Source organism: Candidatus Methylospira mobilis, from assembly GCF_009498235.1.
GTDB lineage: Bacteria > Pseudomonadota > Gammaproteobacteria > Methylococcales > Methylococcaceae > Methylospira > Methylospira mobilis.
In genome coordinates this window covers 1,560,838-1,580,278 of record NZ_CP044205.1, presented here as the reverse complement: position 1 = coordinate 1,580,278, position 19,441 = coordinate 1,560,838, and the positions used below count along the sequence as shown (strand labels likewise).

Annotated in this window: 16 protein-coding genes; 10 read left to right on the top strand and 6 right to left on the bottom strand. The window is 53.5% G+C overall.

Annotation, left to right across the window (positions count from 1 at the left end; all coding sequences use genetic code 11):
- Positions 1-113: 113 nt before the first annotated feature.
- The 6 genes from cysS to F6R98_RS06915 all read right to left on the bottom strand — a co-directional run bounded on the left by cysS (position 114) and on the right by F6R98_RS06915 (position 7,566).
- A complete protein-coding gene (cysS, locus tag F6R98_RS06940) occupies positions 114-1,499 on the bottom strand; it encodes a cysteine--tRNA ligase (protein ID WP_153248371.1) in 1,386 nt (461 codons plus the stop codon).
- Between the two features lie 5 nt (positions 1,500-1,504).
- Positions 1,505-1,987: an NUDIX hydrolase gene (locus tag F6R98_RS06935; protein ID WP_228125141.1), complete on the bottom strand. Its 483-nt coding sequence runs from the start codon at positions 1,985-1,987 to the stop codon at positions 1,505-1,507.
- Positions 1,987-3,396, bottom strand: a complete 1,410-nt coding sequence (gene gltX, locus F6R98_RS06930) for a glutamate--tRNA ligase (RefSeq protein ID WP_153248370.1) — start codon at positions 3,394-3,396, stop codon at positions 1,987-1,989. Before gltX ends, F6R98_RS06935 begins: the two co-directional genes overlap by 1 nt.
- A gap of 276 nt (positions 3,397-3,672) precedes the next feature.
- On the bottom strand, positions 3,673-4,881 hold the full coding sequence (locus tag F6R98_RS06925; RefSeq protein ID WP_153248369.1) for a hypothetical protein: 1,209 nt from the start codon (positions 4,879-4,881) through the stop codon (positions 3,673-3,675).
- A gap of 88 nt (positions 4,882-4,969) precedes the next feature.
- Positions 4,970-6,862, bottom strand: coding sequence for a sensor histidine kinase (locus F6R98_RS06920; protein ID WP_153248368.1), 1,893 nt, complete (start codon positions 6,860-6,862; stop codon positions 4,970-4,972).
- Entirely contained in the window at positions 6,859-7,566 is a 708-nt protein-coding gene (locus F6R98_RS06915; RefSeq protein ID WP_153248367.1) for a response regulator transcription factor, read from the bottom strand. The genes F6R98_RS06920 and F6R98_RS06915 overlap by 4 nt, the downstream gene beginning before the upstream one ends.
- Before the next feature lie 440 nt (positions 7,567-8,006).
- Between F6R98_RS06915 and F6R98_RS06910 the strand changes: the two genes are divergently transcribed.
- The 10 genes from F6R98_RS06910 to F6R98_RS06865 all read left to right on the top strand — a co-directional run bounded on the left by F6R98_RS06910 (position 8,007) and on the right by F6R98_RS06865 (position 19,422).
- Positions 8,007-8,384, top strand: a complete 378-nt coding sequence (locus F6R98_RS06910; protein ID WP_153248366.1) for a hypothetical protein — start codon at positions 8,007-8,009, stop codon at positions 8,382-8,384.
- A gap of 294 nt (positions 8,385-8,678) precedes the next feature.
- Positions 8,679-9,026: a hypothetical protein gene (locus tag F6R98_RS06905; RefSeq protein WP_153248365.1), complete on the top strand. Its 348-nt coding sequence runs from the start codon at positions 8,679-8,681 to the stop codon at positions 9,024-9,026.
- A 266-nt stretch (positions 9,027-9,292) separates the two neighbouring features.
- Positions 9,293-9,637 carry a type 2 periplasmic-binding domain-containing protein gene (locus F6R98_RS06900; protein ID WP_153248364.1) on the top strand — a complete coding sequence of 115 codons (345 nt, stop codon included), beginning with the start codon at positions 9,293-9,295 and terminating at the stop codon, positions 9,635-9,637.
- On the top strand, positions 9,634-9,801 hold the full coding sequence (locus F6R98_RS06895) for a hypothetical protein (RefSeq protein WP_153248363.1): 168 nt from the start codon (positions 9,634-9,636) through the stop codon (positions 9,799-9,801). Before F6R98_RS06900 ends, F6R98_RS06895 begins: the two co-directional genes overlap by 4 nt.
- Positions 9,802-9,991: 190 nt before the next feature.
- On the top strand, positions 9,992-10,777 hold the full coding sequence (locus F6R98_RS06890; protein WP_194270175.1) for a flagellar brake protein: 786 nt from the start codon (positions 9,992-9,994) through the stop codon (positions 10,775-10,777).
- A gap of 263 nt (positions 10,778-11,040) precedes the next feature.
- Positions 11,041-14,334: a response regulator gene (locus F6R98_RS06885; protein WP_153248361.1), complete on the top strand. Its 3,294-nt coding sequence runs from the start codon at positions 11,041-11,043 to the stop codon at positions 14,332-14,334.
- A 424-nt stretch (positions 14,335-14,758) separates the two neighbouring features.
- Positions 14,759-15,802, top strand: a complete 1,044-nt coding sequence (locus tag F6R98_RS06880; protein WP_153248360.1) for an HD domain-containing phosphohydrolase — start codon at positions 14,759-14,761, stop codon at positions 15,800-15,802.
- Positions 15,799-17,184 (top strand): HDOD domain-containing protein, encoded by a 1,386-nt coding sequence (locus F6R98_RS06875; RefSeq protein ID WP_153248359.1) that lies wholly within the window; start codon positions 15,799-15,801, stop codon positions 17,182-17,184. The genes F6R98_RS06880 and F6R98_RS06875 overlap by 4 nt, the downstream gene beginning before the upstream one ends.
- Before the next feature lie 15 nt (positions 17,185-17,199).
- Positions 17,200-17,676, top strand: coding sequence for a tetratricopeptide repeat protein (locus F6R98_RS06870; RefSeq protein ID WP_153248358.1), 477 nt, complete (start codon positions 17,200-17,202; stop codon positions 17,674-17,676).
- A gap of 192 nt (positions 17,677-17,868) precedes the next feature.
- Positions 17,869-19,422: a Re/Si-specific NAD(P)(+) transhydrogenase subunit alpha gene (locus tag F6R98_RS06865; protein ID WP_153248357.1), complete on the top strand. Its 1,554-nt coding sequence runs from the start codon at positions 17,869-17,871 to the stop codon at positions 19,420-19,422.
- The last annotated feature ends 19 nt before the right edge of the window (positions 19,423-19,441 follow it).

The window sequence follows — 19,441 nt, the reverse complement described above, 5'->3', positions numbered from 1 at the left end:
GAAATCAAGCTCTACGGTAAACAAAAAAATAAACCCGGCACTTTAACTCAACAAACTTCCGGGATGATTCGTCATTCGGCCGGGCATTGCAGCCAGCCTTGCTGTTTCGGTATTTACTCGCGCCGCCAGGTGGTTCCCTGCGCGCTGTCTTCCAATATCACGCCCTGCCCTTTCAGATCATCGCGGATGCGATCCGATTCGGCCCAGTTCTTTTCCTTTCTGGCCAGCAGACGCCGCTGTATCGCTTGTTCTATTGTCTGTTCGTCCAATGCATGCGATGCGCTCATCTTGAAAAAATCCTCCGGATCTTCTTTCAGTAAGCCGATGACTGCGGCCAAACGCATCAGCGTTGCCGCAAGCTGCCCGGCACAAACTGCCTCCAGCGTTTTTTGGCGATTGATCTCCCTGGCCAGTTCGAACAACACGGAAATAGCCAGTGGCGTGTTGAAATCATCCTGCATCGCCGCCTCGAAGCGATGAACAAAAGGTGCAGCCTCAGCATCCGGCTTCTCCGGCAAGCATTCGCCGCGTATGGCGGTATACAAACGCGCAAGCGCGGCATGCGCCTCATCCAGGTTTTCGTTCGAATAATTAAGCGGGCTGCGATAATGGCTGTTCAGGACGAAAAAGCGCACCGTTTCCGGGCGATAGCGCGCCAACACCTCGCGTACGGTAAAGAAGTTGCCCAGGGACTTGGACATTTTCTCTTCATTGACGCGCACGAAGCCGTTATGCATCCAGTAGTTGACGAACGGTTCGCCGGTTGCCGCCTCGGACTGGGCGATTTCGTTTTCATGATGAGGGAACTGCAAATCCATGCCGCCGCCATGGATGTCGAAATGATTCCCCAAATGGCGAAGCGCCATCGCCGAACACTCGATATGCCAGCCGGGACGCCCCGCTCCCCAAGGCGACGCCCAGCTCGGTTCGTCCGGCTTGGCCATTTTCCACAGCACAAAATCCATTGGATCGCGCTTGGCCTGATCGACGTCGACACGCTCGCCGGCGTGCAGTTCATCCAGGTGCCTGCCGGATAAAGCGCCATAACCTTCGAAACCGGAAACCGAGAAAAAAACATCGCCGTTGGAACCGACATAGGCGTGACCGTTATTTTCCAGCCGGGAAATCAGCACGATGATCTCGTCTATCGAATCGGTAGCGCGCGGCTCCAGATCCGGAGGCAACACCGCAAGCGCTTGTTCGTCTTCATGCATGGCCTGCACGAAACGATCGGTCAGCGCTTTGACCGGCTCGCCGTTCTTCAATGCGCGCTGTATGATTTTATCGTCTATATCGGTTATATTGCGTACATAGGTAACGGCATATCCGCTGTGGCGCAAATAACGCACCACGGTATCGAACACCACCATCACCCGTGCATGCCCGAGGTGACAATAATCGTAGACCGTCATGCCGCAAACGTAAATTTTTACTTTTCCCGCCTCGATCGGTACAAATTCGTCTTTACGGCGTGTCAACGTGTTGTAAATTTTCAGCATGACTCTTAAGTTTGAAATTCCAATGCAACAAAATCGCTACCATTTCCCTCGGTATCGAACAGACCGGCAGCATTGCCAGCCCATAGTGCATACGCAGTCTTCAATACGGGCAATAGCCCTACAGGCAGGGAATAATCCCCATATTCATCAGGCGCAACCCAAGCCAGCGCTGCGGCATCGTCGCCCGCCCGCGCCTGCTCCGGATCGTCCATGCAATCGGCAAAAAAGTCGATTATCACATAATGAAACCCTTCCATGCGCCGCTCGACTACCGCGGCGATGGATCTGGGCGTCACCGTCAATCCGGTTTCCTCGAAAACCTCGCGGCGGCAGCCTTCGATCAAGGATTCGCCCGGCTCGAGCTTTCCGCCCGGAGGATGCCACTGACCGTCTGCAGGCGGCTTGGAGCGTTGAATAAGCAACACTTTGCCCGAGGAGTTGAAGACGATGCCGCTGACCCCGATCGCGGGCAAACCGGTCGTCGCCACTAACAGGCCATGTCCGCATAACGGGCAAAACGCTCCGTCATGCGTTCACGCCCCAATAACCGGAAAATTTTCGCCAGCTCTGGCCCGTCATGACGTCCGGTCAAGGCCAGGCGCAACGGTACGAACAGCGACTTGCCTTTGAGGCCGGTGCGCTGTTTGACCCGATCCAGAAAACCGGAAAAGTCCGTATGATCAGCAGCGGACAACGCATCCAGCGCGGCCAGGAAAAAAGCCTCGCCAGCGGCGGCCAGCTCGGTTCCGGCCTCGGCATCAGGCCGTTCCCATTCATCGGTAAAGAAAACTCGCGCCCACTGATCCGCGTCGGACGGAAACATGCAATTACTGCGCACCACGTCCAGAAACTGCGCGCGGTTTGCGTCCGGTACGATAGAGCGCGTTTCCCCGAACAGCCACTGCCATAATGATTCGTGGCCGGCGGCGCGCACGCTTTCTTCCTGCCAATGATCGAGATGATGCGGGTCGAAACGGGAAGGCGATTTGCCCAGATGCCCAATCACAAAACCGGCACGCAGATCAGCAAAGCTCATCAGGCCCGGATCGGATTCGTAATACTGGCCCAGGCGCGCCAGCATATTGGCGACTGCCAGTGGAAAATAACCGCGTTCGCGCAGTTCTTTAAGGCTTACGCTGCCGTTGCGTTTGGAAAGCGGCGCGCCATCATCGCCGGTAATCAGCGAAATATGCGCATAGGCGGGTAACGGCAAATCCAAGGCGCGGAGAATCAGCAACTGGCGAGGGGTATTCGACAAGTGGTCTTCGCCGCGTATCACGCAATCAACACCCATCAACGCGTCGTCCACCGCATTGCAGAAGAAAAACGCCGGCGTGCCGTCAGCCCTGCGGATGATGAAATCGCCGATATCTTCGCCACGAAAGTGTTGCGGACCGCGGACGCCGTCTTCGAACTCGACCTCATCGCCGGACGAAACGCGAAATCTCAACGCTGGTTTCAGTCCCTGCGCCAGGCGTTGCTGCACCTGCTCGCGGGTCAGTGCGGCGCATTTACCGCTGTAGCGCGGTGGCTTTCCGGCGCTTAACTGCACTTTGCGCGCAATTTCAAGTTCCGCCTGGGTGCAAAAACAAGGATAGGCCATTTCTTCGGCTTCGAGCCGCTCATAATAAGCCCGGTAAATTTCCGAGCGCCGGGATTGAAAAAATCCTTCCGTAGGCACGGACGATTGCGGGCCATCTCCCCAGTCCAGACCCAGCCAGTGTAAATCCTCTATCAACCCGTCGACAAAAACCGAACGGCTGCGTTCGCTGTCGGTATCTTCTATACGTAACAAAAAACGATCACCGGCAAACGCGCTGAACAAGGCGGTGCGTGCGTTGCCTAAGTGCAGCAGGCCGGTGGGGCTGGGAGCAAATCGGGTTTTAAGGACTGACATCGGCAAGGACTTCGCAAAACGGCATTATTATAGTTTCAGGTGAATACCCAAAATCGGCAAAGCGGCGGCTATATCACTCTAAGCTTCCATGATACGAGTTGGTCCGGCTGCTGGCAATCGTGAAATTTGTCGTCAACAAGCGTTACGCGCACAGAACGGTATCGTTGCCTGATGCTGAAACACGAATTCATCGCTACGCTGCTGAACCTCAAAGCGGTTTGATTATCTGCCGGCAAACTTTTCGTGCAAGCCGCGAAGCATACTCTCCCTCATGCGCTAAAAGAGTAACGCAGCCGATAATTGCAACGACCACTGTTCCGGTATTTGCACGCCGTTCAGATTGAGATAGAGCGGCATGCCGGCCTCCAGCGCGATGCGTCCGCCGCCGTTAATCTGTGGTATATGCTGGCGCACGTTCAAACCGATCAACCCTTTTACCACTTGACCGCCGTAAAAATTGGGGTTGCCGCCGCTGCTTATACTCGCCATCTGCGGGTCTACTCCATGGATGCTGTCTTGCGTAACGCCGGTAAAACGCAGCGTTGCGCTGAACAATGACGGAATAAACTCGTAGCCCACCCAGCCTGTGCCCTCGTACTGATTTCCCATGCGCCAGCCCTGGCTGTTATAGCTTTGCAGCGGCAGGCGCGCGCGCGTCATGACGCCCCACGCGAGGTGTTCATAGTTGCCGGTATAGGCAAGCATCGGGAGACCGTCGTAGGTACCGTCTCCGAGCTGCATTCCGTATGGCATGCGCCCATTGACCATTTTCCCGTTCGGGGCCAGAAAATCCGCGTTTTGCGTAATGGAACCGGTTGGAAAACTGATGCCCCAGCTTAAGATCAGTTCCTGATTATAGCCTTCGTACAGTTTAAGCTGCAGGCTGGCGTAAGTGTCGCCCACGCCGCTTGCGGCAACGCTGCCGGCTCCAAGGGCGGTAGCGCCCGATGCGCCTTTATAAGTCACATAACTGGAGTTTTTTGACACGTAGCTTGGCATCAGGATGACATTGAGATAGTTGGTAATCCCATACATGCCGGCCAGCAGTTGAGCGCTTGCTTCGGCTTGCGTCGGAAGAATGCGTTCCTTCAGATTACCCCCGGCATTGTAGGCCGGCACCGTAGTAGCCGCTTGCGCCGGATTGATACTGCCTGTCCCGGATTGCAATCCCTGGAAATGCCACCATATCGGCAGATAATTGACCACGAATTTACCTTTCGGAACCATATAAACGCCAAACAGCCCGGCCGGCGGCGGCGTTGCCGGCATTTTGGGCGCTTCGAAGAGACCCACCGCTTCTTCCAGCAGGCCTAGCGAATGCAGCAGGCTGCGCTCCGACGGGTTTGCCTTCTCGCTTCCTTCGGCTAAAACAGCCGAACTTTGCTCGGGAGGAAGCGACGGAGGCGCCGCCGGCAAAGCATTATTGTCGGCATACGCCAATGCGCTCAATAGCGCCAAGCCAAAAACGGGAAGCGTCCGCATCATATGATTGTTAGAAAGAAAACCGTTACTAAGACCAGCGAACTTCACCTGACGCCTCGATATGATATAAATTGATATCGCGATTATAAAATTATTTATGCGATAACCTGAGCACAACTTTCATGCCTCCTTCCGGACAGGCAAGCGCTTGCAGGTTGCCGCCATGCGCATCGACAACCTTGCGGCTGAAATGGAACCCCAGACCGCTGCCCTTTTGCCCTGACGACGAAGCGCCGCGATAATAAGGCATGCCCAGCATCGAAAATTCCGCTTTGCTCATGCCGGAACCATGGTCGGTTACCTGGATAAGCAAACCGTTGGCATCCAGCATGGCGGACAGTTCCACCGGGGCTTCCTGCGGCGAATAACGCAGCGCATTGTCCAGTAAATTGCCGACGGCCATGCCCATCAAGGTCGGATCAAGAGAAAAGGCTGCGTCAGGCGGCGTGACCGTAAGCATAACCCGTACTCCCGGGGTTTCGCCCAGCGTCTGGATCACGTCCTCCAGCAGCGGTCGGATGGCGCAATGCTCGCGCGCTATCGCCAGCGCCTTGTGGTCGAGCGCTTCCGACATCAGCAAATTATCCACCAGCGTGGAAAGCGCCGCTGCATGGCTACGGATGTTTTCAACCCGCCCGGCCTCGGGCTGCGCCATATCCGGCAACTTGATCCTGAGCATTTGCGCGGCGCGGTCTATTGCGGCTAGCGGATTACGGAATTCATGAGACAGCATCGCCACGAAACGGCGCTGTTCCGACATGCGCTGATCGGTAACCGCGACAAGCTGTTCGGCAAACATCTTATCGTACTGAATCTTTCGAATGCGCATCGCAAGACCCAGGCTTATTACCAATACTTGAATCATCGCCGAAGTCTGGTAGGCATGGACGGTCAGGACGTTGTTTGGCAACCAGCCCATCATCATTGCCATATAAGTCCTGATACCCATGTTTGCAACAACGAAGGCGAAAAAATAAATCAACAGCTCGATTTTTCTCTGGCGTAGCCAGAGTTTTATCACCAAAACAAGATTGATGAACGTAATCCCCATGGAAACCAGGATCATGGTGCTGGCAATGACTCGATAATAGCTTGATGCCGCAAAAGGCAACGCGCAGACGCAGCACACAGTAATTACGCGGTAAAGCCGGTCGATGCTTGGAAAGTTATTTTTTAAATCCAGCAGATACCTCCACAGCAGGGTAGTTAGCCCCAGCCCTGCAGCCGCTCCGCCACCCACAATGGCGTCATTGGCCCAGGGAGATTGCGGGGCAAACACCACCGCCGTATAACCATACATACCCAGATGAAGCATGAACAGGCTGCCGACATAAGCCGCATAAATCACCATGCTCACGTCACGCAGCCATGCGCCTATCAGCAAAAAAATTACGATGATGATCAGCAGAATACCGAAATAAAGCCCGCTGTAGAAATTAGCCCGGGTCTCGTTCGTGATGAAGTCGGCGGGTTGCCATATTTCCGCAGAGAAATTTATCGCGCCGATGGAACTCACCCTGACATAAACGGTAACCGGTCCTCCCGCTTTCATTTCGAGAGGAAGCGTAAACAACCGGGTTTTTAACGGACGCTGTTCGTAGGCGATATGGTCGCCCAGCCGGTACTGGCGAATCGGAGTACCGGGCGCAACCACCCATATCCGCACATCGTCCAGAGTGGCCATGCCCAATGCCAGTATCCAGTCATGCGCCGCGTCGTCACTCCTGATCAAGGTAAAACGATACCAGTGCGTATCCGGCGTATATCCGGCGCTGCGCGCCACCGCGAGCGGAGTGTATTCTGCCTGCGTGGCCTCTTCGAACGGCAGTGTTCCCTGCGCATCCACATACAGAGCCATGTGTCCGGCCAACGAGGCGTGGCGGGAGCCCGAACTCAGAACCAACGGCGGCTCCTCAGCGCTGACTGTGTCAAGTGTTGCGGCCAACAACGAAACCCACAGCAATAGAGACCACAACGTTTTCATGATCTATCGATTTCGCCGTCGCCGGTAAACGTATAACCGTTGCCGTAGCTCGGACGCACGGGGATCTCTATATCGTGTTCTTTCAGTACCTTGCGCCGCAGACGGCCTGCGCAATTATCCAGGTTGCGCAGATTGGAAAGCGTATCCGCCTTGCCCAGCGCGGCAAGCAGTTCAGCGCGGCTTGCGGGTATGCCCGGATGAAGCAGCAGGCATTGCAGAAACAGGGTTTCGGTATGCGTCAGCGAGACTTTACCCCCTGTCGGCAGCGTCAGTTGCCAGGCTTTGGGAGCCAGAAGCCAACTCTGTGCAGACGCGGGAAGCGGCGCGGCGTCGAGACGCCGCAGCACGCTGCGGCATGTGGCGTGTATGACCTCCAGCGACGCATTCTTGACCAGATAGGCGTCGGCCCCGGCCTCCAGACCGACGACCTGGTCGCTCTGGCTGTCCATGCCCGTCAGCATGACTATCCCTGCGGAACTGCGCGCGCGCAGCCACTTCGCCGCCTGCAAGCCGCTGGCGCCCGGCAGGGCAATATCCAGAATCACCAGATTGGCCTGCTTGAGATGCCAGCTTTGGTAGAACGCCTCGGCGCTTTCAAAGCCGCTCGCTGTAAACCCGCAATATCCCAGGAACTCAACCAGATCGTTGCACAGACCTATGTCGTCTTCAACGACGGCAATGTGGAATTTTATATGTTGAACCATCCCTACTCTTCCTGGGCTTACTTCATGCCAAATCCTACCTTTTTAGTAGCATATTGTTAGATTTTAACAGAATTTGACGGTAAAGAATGCTACACCGTAAGTCATCAACAAGCTAGAATCCGTATGGTCGAGGAACCGCTGATTTCATCACCGCCAATTTTACTCAAAAAAGCAATGGATACTACCTGAATCCGTGGTGGATAGAGTCAACAGTATGATTTTACAAGAAATTAACGTTCATTTTTGGTGAAGCAAAAAGCGGCGCATCCATATGAATCCCATGAATATTCCGAAAATCGACCACGGATTCAGGTGACTGGCTACAAAATAACAGTGGCGAGCGCGGTCCTGAAGCGCATCAGACCAAGAACAGCAATAATAAGCAAAATAGGCGCAACAGTATCACGGCCTGATTCGCAATTTTAGAAAGACGACTTCTCATGAACGCCGATAAGCTTAGGCTTGCATTTAGAAAAACGCACAATACGCGTGTTGTTATATCGAAAGCAGAAAAATCGCCAAGTAAACACGGGAGAAATCGGAGTTACATTTTTTATGATGATTCCGATGAATTCGATGTAGTTGGCGGCACGTCGCAATCGTATTACCGACGTGCGCACCTACGATTTTCTTACAAGCTGCACGCGGGCAGCATGGCGGCGCTCACGATGCTCGCACTCATCTGCGGCATCATAGTGCTGACCGGCTTGCCCAAGACGGATGAACGGAATACGGAGCTTTGGCAACAAATTGGAATAATAGGAAATGACATTGATTCTTACTATCAATCAGCAAAGACAGAATATAATGAACAGTAACCGGATAAAAAGCGCTCTTGGCATAATCAGGGGTTAAAAGGCTGCATCGGCAAGGGCGGTGTGAAGCCTGGTACTGCGCAGACGCAAGGCATGTCTTATTGAAGTTATCGTAACCGAGCGGAGGAAATAATGAAAGCGGATAAATAATAAGGACAGAACGACTCGTACGGAAAAATAAATCACCGGGCAGCGCCGTACTGCTGCGCAAGCACGACACCCCTCTCAAGTAGGATACATTACCGTTTCCAATAGGCCGGGGCGCCATATATCAACAATCAGTCACAATCAATAAATATGTTAAAAATTTCATTAGCAACTATTATTTTCCTAATCAGCGGCTGCGCTTCGCAGGTAAAAGTCGATGCATTGCAAAACAGGGTGCAGGCATTAGAAGACAAGATGGTCGTCGTTGAAAACGATATAACAAATATCAGCTCCAACATAAACAAGCTTGAAACCGATGTAAACAAAAATCTGACCATCATTAAAAACGACATCCTGACTGTTAACTCCAAGGCACAAAACAACTTCACGGAAATTAACAACACGCTAGCTTCTATTAATAGCCAAGTCAGCGCAATCAGAACAAAGCTTAACCCCCGCCCGCATAAGGCAAAAAAACAAAAACCACTACCAAAATAAAAGGAATAAAATTATTTTTCGGCGCAATCTCATACAGATGCGCCGACATCATTTTTTCCCGAGCATGGCGCGAAATACGTCATAGGAAGCGCTGATACAATCGTTTTTCCAGGCATATTTTCACTTCGGCCATTGACATTTACAAATACAGCTAAACTTGACTCGAAGAAATAAGCGCTCCCGTGGCGCTTATTTAAAGATGGAACAATTAATGAATTTACGCGCTATTGACTTGAATCTGATCACTATTTTCGAAGCAACCTTTTGTGCCTAAATTTTTCGAGCTGATACAAAGCGAAACGCCGAAGGTGCGGCTGAATATCTGCGCGCTGGCATCCAAAAACGAAACCGTGGTCAAGCTGCGCGACCATATCCTGGACGCCGTCCTTCATCACGAACGATACGATAACCTGGATTTGCAGCACGAAGTCGTTATCCGGCATCAGCCTGTCATTATCGCGCGCAGAGATCACCCCCGTATCGGTGATACGGCGAGCAAACAGGCGGTTATGCAGGAGAAAATTGTCCGGGTTGCGGGGATGCACGGTAGTCCCGGCATCGTAGACGATAACGATGAGGCGTTTCAGTTTGTAGCCAGGAAGCCGCTATGATCGTACCGAACGCCATGGCGCAATTGTCCGTGGCGGCGCGTAGCGATCTGCTGGGGCTTACTGCACTGCAAACGGCGCTTCCGTGTCCAGCAATGAGCACAGAAGTGACCGTGTACTGCATGAAGCAATCGTTTCCAAATAGGGACTCAATTTACAACCGATAATGGAAACGCTAAGCTACCCATGATTTGTTTTTTCGCTGATATTCCTGCAAACATCGGCAGCCCTTGGCACCGGGCGGCACGAAAGGTAGAGGGCTGTATTTCTGTATCTGGGTAGCATGCATAAGCCCGTTGCACATTAATGCGGCAATCATGCGATCGGTATAGTTTCCCCTTTGAGACAGGACATGCAGTGGCAGACAATCATACTTCTGACGATCATGCGTCATATACGATAACGCGCAGAACACATGTTGTTGATCAGCTTATGCAAATGGAGCGTCTGGCGGTGTTGATCCACGTAAAGCCCTCTTTCACCGAGAGCGGCGGCTTCATGACCACCATTACCAAAGTATTGCCAGCTAAAAATCTTTTCACCATAGAAATCAGCACGAATGAGGAACTGAACAATAGTTTAATAAACTGCGAGGAGCTTGTTTTCTCCACCTCGGTGGAAGGAATACCCGCGCGCTTCAAAACATCTAAGTTATCTCCCGCAACGCTGGGCGGCAAACCGGTTTTTGCGGTGGTCATTCCCAAATCGCTATATTGGAGACAGCGGCGCCAGGCCTACCGTTCGGCCATTCCGCCTGTTGTGCGAATGACATGCACCATAGCGTTAACCGATTCAAAAACTCATACGTTTCAGGTACTGGACATATCGCTGACAGGTTTTTCACTTTTGCATGAGTATCATAAGGATGCATCAAAGACGCTCGAAATTGGCCAGGTTTTTCAGGGGTGCCGATTTTCCTGGCCCTCATCACTCAATACCCCTTTCACCGCAAAGCTATGCCGTACCGAAGTGGCAGACAGCAATGGAGTATTCCGCCGCTTCAAGCTGGGATTTCACTTTGCAGACACGACCCTCGCGTTCGAAAAAGACATACAGGATCTGCAGCATGAGCTGGCGCAAATAAAAAAAAGACAAAGCGGGCTGGCGCATGACAGCCAATTGCCCGGAACGCTTCGTGCGTAGCCTGCTTAAAGCCGGCTACAATCAGCCGAAGCAGGCGCTTCGAGTAAGAGATGTATACTGGAATCCGGCACGCGGTGAGCTCTATGCCGGGAACCGAAATATCCCCCGCAGATCAATTGCCGTTCGATGAAATGAAAAGCGGCGCGTCAGGCTATGACGCAGAGTTTAACTGGTAGAATGAACGCAGGAATGAACCCGGTAAGCTTCGACTGTGTATTTTTCCTGACGGACCTGACACGCACGTAAATTTAGGGGTGAGTTGAATGGTTTCGAATAATTCAGTGCGTCCATGGCTTGATATAAGCGGAGAAAAACGCGACCAGTCCGTTGCTGTCGTCAGGCTTACGCTGGAAATAATACCGGCCTATATGATCATGGCAGAGCTGTCGCTGACGCTCGGCAACTTCCATAATACTACCGCCGCCTCACCCTGCTGGTTGCCGACAGGACTCGTCATGGCTGCGACAGTCTGGTACGGCTTGCAGGCCTTACCCGGCATTTTTATCGGGCAATTTCTCACCGTATTGCTGCTGGAAAAATCCGGTTGCCAGGCGGCGCTGGCGGCAAGTGTGGGCAATGTTATGGAAGGCGCCGTTTTTTTTCACATTTCGCGCAGGTTCATGTGCGGTACGGATATTCTGGAATCGGTACATAATTTTCTCAGCATGGTGGCTGCCGTCCTGCTGGCCGGCCTGATTAATTCCCTGGTGGGCATCGGCGGTTTTGTTCTGTCGGGACGCCTTCCCCAATCCCTCATCGCGCTGGAAAGCTTCACCTGGTACACAGGGGATCTGAGCGGCGCGCTGACTACCGTGCCGCTACTCACCGCTTTTTTTCAAAGACGGGGCGAGTTGAGATGGAAAAATCTACATTCCGCCGAGTTCTTTGCCGTGCTGGTGCTGACGCTCTCACTGGTCTATTTTTTCTTCTTCGACGTGTTCGAAGCCATTGCCCATCCGATGGCGTTCATACTGTTACCCATACTGTTATGGGCCGCCTTCCGTTTCGAACTGTGCGCAATCAGTGTGTTGATCGCGCTACTGAGCATAGTCGCCACCATCGGCACGATGCGCAACCTGGGTCCGTTCAGCAACGTACGGCCGCTGGTGTCGGTTGCATTGCTGCAGATCTACACATCCATACTGATCATAACCTCGATGCTGGTAACTATAATCAACCGGGAACGCCGGCAAATGCTGATCAATGCCCGGCACAGAGAAAGCGAACTGATCGAGAACGAGCAACGCATGCACAATCTGCTGGAAATCAGCCCGATAGCAGTTCATATCCAGCGCATCTCGGATTCCAGCCTGATATTCGCCAATAACGCCTATGCGCGTCTGCTGCACACCGAAAAGAACGACATGCTCGGCGTGAATCCGGCATCGTTTTATCGAAACAAACAGGATTATTTCGATATAACCGAAACGCTGCGCAACGAACAAAGCATCGTCAACCGGCAAATCGAGTTACTCACCAGCGACGATCAAAAAATCTGGGCGCTTGCATCCTATTTCCCCGAGCGCTTTAAAAATGAAGCGGCGATTATCGGCTGGTTCTACGACATAACCAAACTGCGCCATGCCCAGGAGCAAGCCGAAAAAGCGACCCGGTTGAAATCCGAGTTTCTTTCGATGATGAGTCACGAAATTCGCACGCCGATGAACGGCGTAATCGGCATGAGCGATTTGCTGCTGGATACGCCGCTCAACGCTCAGCAGCAGGAGTTCGCCCAAACGCTACGCGACTCCGCTCATGCATTATTGGTCATCATCAACGATATTCTCGACTTTTCAAAAATAGAGGCGGAGCGGCTGGAAATCGAGCATGTGGAATTCGCTCTCGTGCCTCTCGTCGAAGGCAGTCTGGAATTAATGGCTGCGAAGGCGCATCAGAAAGATCTTACACTGATAAGCCACATCGATCCGAACGCGCCCGCCGTCGTCGTTACCGATCCGGGAAGATTGCGTCAGGTTCTGCTCAATCTGCTAGACAATGCGATCAAGTTCACCGCCGAAGGCGAAATCATCATCCGCGCTCATTCCTCAGCGATCGGCAATAACAGACACCTGTTGCGTTTCGAAATTCAGGATCATGGTATCGGTATGTCCCCTGAAGTCATAGCCCGGCTTTTTCAACCATTTACGCAAGCCGACAGCTCGGTCACCCGCAAGTTTGGCGGTACGGGACTGGGCCTGTCGATATGCAAACGTCTGGCCGAGCTGATGGGCGGCGCCATCGGCGTACACAGCATCAAAAAACAAGGCTCCACCTTCTGGCTCGAAATTCCGGCCGGCAGAGGCGAAAAAGCCATGCTGCCCCCTCCCCCCAATGTGGATAGAATTTCTTCTCTGGGCATTTTGATAGTGAGCGCGTCCGCTGCGCAATGCCATACCATGCTGACTTATCTGCGCTCATGGAATATCCGCGCCGAAGCCTGTTCACATGGAGACGAAGCACAGCATCGTCTCCGTGCCAGCGCCGATTTCGCTGTCGCCATCGTGGATATGCATCTTCCGGAAGAAGATATCGCGGCGCTGACAAAATCTTTGATCGACATACACCCTACACTGCGTATCGTACTGCTGGCAAAAACCAAGAGCATGTGGGGAAGCATGGATGAATCGCTGTTTCATGGCGGTTTGCTGCAACCCATTAAACAATCTTCGCTACTCGACGCGCTCGTAACAACAACCGAGCGCCGTAAACGCTATCTACCGGTAGAACAAGATCGCCGCATGCCTCCGCCCGTTATCGATACCGTCGAGGCGCTGAAAAACCACTCGCTGATACTGGTCGCCGAAGACAACGAAGTAAACCAGAAAATCACGATCAATATGCTCAACAAACTGGGCTTCGTCGCCCATATAGCCAATAACGGCGTGGAAGCGGTAGAAGCCGTGGATTTTCTGTCATACGGACTGGTTCTGATGGACTGCCAGATGCCGGTCATGGACGGTTACGAAGCAACCAGGGCCATCCGCAAGACGGAGCAGGCCACTCGGCAGCGCATCCCCATCGTCGCAATGACCGCCAACGCCTTGCCGGAAGATCGCATGCGCTGTCTGGAAACCGGCATGGATGATTACCTGCCCAAACCCATCAGCCTGCAAAGTCTGCAGGTCCTGCTGGAACGCTGGCTACCCGGCCCGCCGGTTATTAAGTCAGCGGAATCTATAGGAACAGACACGGAAAACGGACAGACCGAGCTAAACCCGGTCGATCTGGCGCGCGTGCAGGATTTATTCGGCGATGATAAAGCCACCATCAGGGAAATATTCGATATATTCGGCACATCGACCGCCCAGTTACTGAAGAAACTGGAATTTGCGATCACGGAAAAAAAATTCGACAACATCCGCTCCATCGCGCACCAACTGGCAGGGTCCGGCTCCAATCTGGGCATAGACCCGCTGCACCTGCAGAGCCGCGCACTGGAAAAAGCGGCTACGGCTGCCGACATGCAACAAATCGTCGAAATACAAAAATCGATACATGCAACAGTAGACGGCGTCGCCCTGTTTATTGAAAAATCGCTTAATATAGAATCCGTTTAAGCTCCGTTTGCGTTACCTGGATAAGTGAAACGCCCATGCCTATAGGTTATGATGGATCACAAAAAAGCAGTGTTATTCCGGCAGGGAATGCCGGTCAAATTTGACTGGATCAACAAGGACGCAGGTAATGGAGTTTAGCCCGGATCACAGGGATGGAATGAGCAATCCAGTCTCCATGAACGGCTTCAGAACACCTCCGTGACAGCATGACGGTAACGCTTTGCTTCAATAATCGCGCTGTATCAACAGTAGCAGGCAAGATTCCTCAGCCTATTCGTATCGCATAGCAGCCATTCCGGCATGATTGAACGAAACACGGGCCTCATGGATGACTCGGAATTTGCTATCCTTCACTATGGATACACGCTTCCCGGAGCGTATTTGTTTGGCTTTAGCCGCGTGCCAATCAGGAAAAAAACAAGCCGTGAATGTTTTAATCGTAGACGACAACAAAACCAACCTCACGCTGCTCTCCTTTCTGGTGAAACGCGTGGATGACGCAGAGCCGATTGAGTTTACCGACCCGCTGCCGGCGCTGGTCTGGTGCGAGAACAATGACCCCGATCTGGTACTGGTGGACTATATGATGCCGGAAATGGACGGGCTGCAATTCATTCAGCGCTTCCGAAGGCTGCGCGGCAAGGCAACCATTCCCATCATTATGGTAACCGCCGACATCGAAAGCAATGTGCGGCATAGCGCGCTGGAACTTTCCGCCAACGATTTCCTGACCAAGCCGTTGGATAAGGTCGAATTGATCGCTCGGGTGCGCAACATGCTGGCATTGCGCAAAAGCCAGCTGCAGCTGACCAACCGCGCCGACTGGCTGGCAGCCGAAGTTAAAAAAGCTACGCAGGAAATACAGGCGCGCGAGCGGGAACTGATCTATAGACTATCGAGAGCCGCCGAGTTTCGCGACCCGGAAACCGGCGCGCACCTGTTGCGCATGGCCAACTATTCACGCCACATAGCCAGAAATCTCGGGCTATCGGAAAGCGAACAGGAATTGATACTGGATGCGGCTCCATTGCACGATATAGGCAAAATGGGAACGCCGGATCATATCCTGCTCAAACCGGATACGCTGAACGAAGAAGAAAAGCAAATCATGTGCCGCCATGCCGAGATCGGCGCGGAGATACTCAAAGGCAGCGCATCGGCGCTATTGCAGGCAGCGGCAATCATAGCCATCACTCACCATGAAAAATACGACGGCAGCGGTTATCCCTACGGCCTCAAAGGGGAAGAAATTCCGTTGCACGGACGTATTATCGCCATTGCGGACGTTTTCGACGCGCTCACCTCGGAGCGCCCCTATAAACCGGATTGGGGACTGGATCGCGCCGTCGCCTACCTGCGCGACAATAGCGGCAGCCACTTCGACCCACTCTGTGTAGACGCATTTTTCAAAGAGTGGGAGAATGTGCTGGCAATACGGGCACAATATCAGGACGAACCTCTTACGTGAGCAATCCAATCAATTTCGCTGAACTGAAAGCATCCGGCATATTACCTTCGCCCGAAGGCGTCGCGCTCAGGATCATCCGTTTGTGCGAACAGGACAATGTCTCGCTTGCTGAACTGGCCCGCACGATTCAAGCCGATGCGGGTCTGGTTGGCCGCATCATTAAAATTGCCAACATAGTCGACCCCAACAGTAAACGCCGCCCGGTGGCTTCGGTTACCACCGCGACTTTAATCACCATCGGCATCAATGCAATACGCCAGATGACGCTGGCTTTTTCGCTAATTTCCAATCGCAAAAATCAAAAAAACGGATGCGAGGGGTTTAACTACCTTGAGTTCTGGTCGCAGTCTACGGCGATGGCCAGCGCGGCGATGGTTATAGGCGGCAGAATTTCCGTGGCGCAACTACCGGAGCTGTTTACCTGCGGCTTGATCGCCGAAATAGGCCGCCTATGTCTGGCCAGCGCGTGTCCGACTGAATATTCGAAGTTGCTTCGGCAATTTGCCGACCGTTCGCCTGAGCAATTATTGCAGGCCGAGTCGGAGTGCTTCGGGATGAACCGCCGCGACCTCACTTTGGAAATGATGACGGATTGGGGATTCCCGCAGTTATTCATAGATTGCGTGTTCCACCATGAAAACCCGGAACATTCGCGCTACGCCCCTGATTCACGCTTAAGCAAGCTTACTCACACGCTGCATCTGGCCTCGTTGCTGGGCCGTATCTGCCTTGCCACGGAACCGCAAAGAGCCGAACAGCTGCCAGCAATCCTGCATAGCGCAGCTACGCTCGGTCTCAGCCCGGAAACAACAATCGATATCGCCAATCAAACTCTGCAGGAGTGGCGTACCTGGGGTCAACTGCTCGGCGTAGAAACACGAGAACGTGCGCCTATCCAGCTACCGGATCGAAATGAAGCGGACATAGACTCACAGAAAAACGCAAGTACGGAGCCGGCACCGGACAATACCGGCAAAATGCGCATACTGGTGATAGACCAGGATAAAGCGCTGACTTTCATGCTGAACAAGCTGTTCAGCGCCGGCGGACATACGGTTTATACCGCTCAATCCGGAAGCGCGGGGCTGGATATTGCCTTGGAACAACAACCGCACATCATCATAACCGAGTGGGTATTCCATGATCTGGATGCTGCGACATTATGCCGGACACTGCGGACTATCCCCGGGTTCGACAAAAGCTATTTTGTCGTTCTCACCGCCTCCGACGCTGAGAAAACCAAAACTCAGGCAAGACAGGCCGGCATAGACGCCTATATACATAAACCGTTTTCGCCAAAAGTACTCAGCGACATATTGTTGGCGGCTCAACGCAAACGTACTGGCGAAAGCGCAGGCCAGCCACGCCGGAAAGCATCCTGATAAAGGTAACCGCCCATGAAAGCCATAAAGCTCATTCACTTACTCATGCTCTTCGCATTGCTGGCCGCACCTGCGGCCCATAGTGCCGATCACCCAGAGCTTAGCCCGGGGGACGAAGCCTATTCCGCCGAGCATTTCGATGAAGCGGCAAGACTTTACCGGAAAGAAGCCGAACTGGGCATAGCGGCTTCACAGGTCAATCTGGCTTTCATGTATCTGGACGGCATCGGCGTCGCCCCAAACTTTCAGGAAGCCGCGAACTGGTTCCTGAAAGCCGCCGAACAAGGCAATACCGAGGCGCAACAAAACCTGGGAGTGCTTTACCAGCAAGGCAAACTGGGCGCTCCAAACAGCATTGAAGCCGATAAATGGTTCCGCGTCGCCAAAGCGAACAAGGAAATCCAGGCCCTCGAAAAGACCATGACGCCCGAGCAAATTACCAAAGCAGGTAAATTGGCCGACGCCTGGCTGGCGCAATTCAAACCGCGCTGAAGAACTCCCGACATTATTAGCTACTACTATTATTATTGACATAAAAGGAGGTTAACCTTTATATAGCCCAGTTGCTCCATAGGCCCCGCGTGTAATGTAAAGCGATGAATTGCAGCATACAAAACGGCTAAGCAGAGCAAAATTCCCCACACTGCTACACCCCCCTGATACTTGTAACGAGGAGACTGTTTCATGAGAATAGGCGTTCCCAAAGAGATACATACAGGCGAAAAACGGGTGGCGACCACACCTGAGGTTGCCGAGAAACTGCAAAAGCTGGGCTTTACAGTCGCGGTCGAAGCCGGAGCCGGCGCTGCGGCAAACTTTCCCGACGAGGCCTACCAGGAAGTCGGAGTCGAGATTATCCACAATCCGTCCGAGCTATGGGCAACCGCCGACATCATTCTCAAGGTACGGGCGCCGGAAAAGCAGGACGACGGGGTCAACGAAATCGAACGCCTGCACGAAGGCGGCACGCTGATCAGCTTCATCTGGCCTGGTCAGAACTCGGAGTTGATGGAACAACTCAGCAACCGTAAAGCCACGGTATTGGCAATGGACAGCGTACCGCGCATCTCGCGGGCGCAAAAACTGGACGCGCTCAGCTCCATGGCCAATATCGCCGGTTACCGAGCGGTGATCGAAGCTGCCAATCAATTCGGACGCTTCTTCACCGGACAGATAACCGCCGCCGGTAAAGTACCGCCCGCCAAGGTCTTCGTCATCGGCGTCGGCGTTGCCGGTCTTGCCGCAATAGGCGCGGCCGGCGGACTCGGCGCGATAGTCCGCGCTTCGGATACCCGCCCCGAAGTCAAGGATCAGGTCAAGAGCATGGGCGCCGAGTTCGTCGAAGTCGATTACAAGGAAGAAGGCAGCGGCGTCGGCGGTTACGCGAAAGTCATGAGCGAAGGCTATCAGGCCGCGCAACGCGCGATGTACGCAAAACAAGCGCAGGATGTCGACATCATTATCACCACCGCGCTGATACCGGGTAAACCGGCGCCGCTGCTGATAACGGCCGACATGGTGCGCTCGATGAAGCCCGGTAGCGTCATCGTCGATCTGGCGGCGGAACAGGGCGGCAACTGCGAGTTGACCGAACCCAATCAGATTATCGTTACCCACGGCGTGACCATCATCGGCTATACCGACCTGCCCAGCCGTCTGGCGAAACAGGCCAGCACGCTGTACGCAACCAATCTGCTGCGGCTGCTCGAAGAACTGACGCCGGCCAAGGACGGCAACATCAACGTCAATATGGAAGACGAAGTCATACGCGGTGCAACCGTCATCAAGGAAGGCGGCATCACCTGGCCGCCACCGCCGCCGCGCATTTCGGCTACGCCGGCTCAATCCGCCCCCAAAGCGGCTCCGCTCACGGAAGCAAAACCCGCACCAAAATCCTCCCCAGTTAAATCCGGGCTGCTGATAGCTCTGGCAGCGGCGGCTTTCTACGGACTGGGCGCTTACGCCCCCGCTGCATTCATGGCGCATTTCACCGTTTTCGTACTGGCCTGCTTCGTCGGCTACATGGTGATCTGGAATGTGACTCCGGCATTGCACACCCCGCTGATGAGCGTCACCAACGCCATCAGCAGCATTATCGCCATCGGCGCATTGATACAAATCTCATCGCCGGGACACCTGCTGATCGGTCTGGCGACTTTGGCCATCGCGCTGACCTCGGTCAACATGGTCGGTGGATTCTGGGTCACGCAACGCATGCTCAGCATGTTCAGACGCTAAGCGGATAGGAGTTGATTAT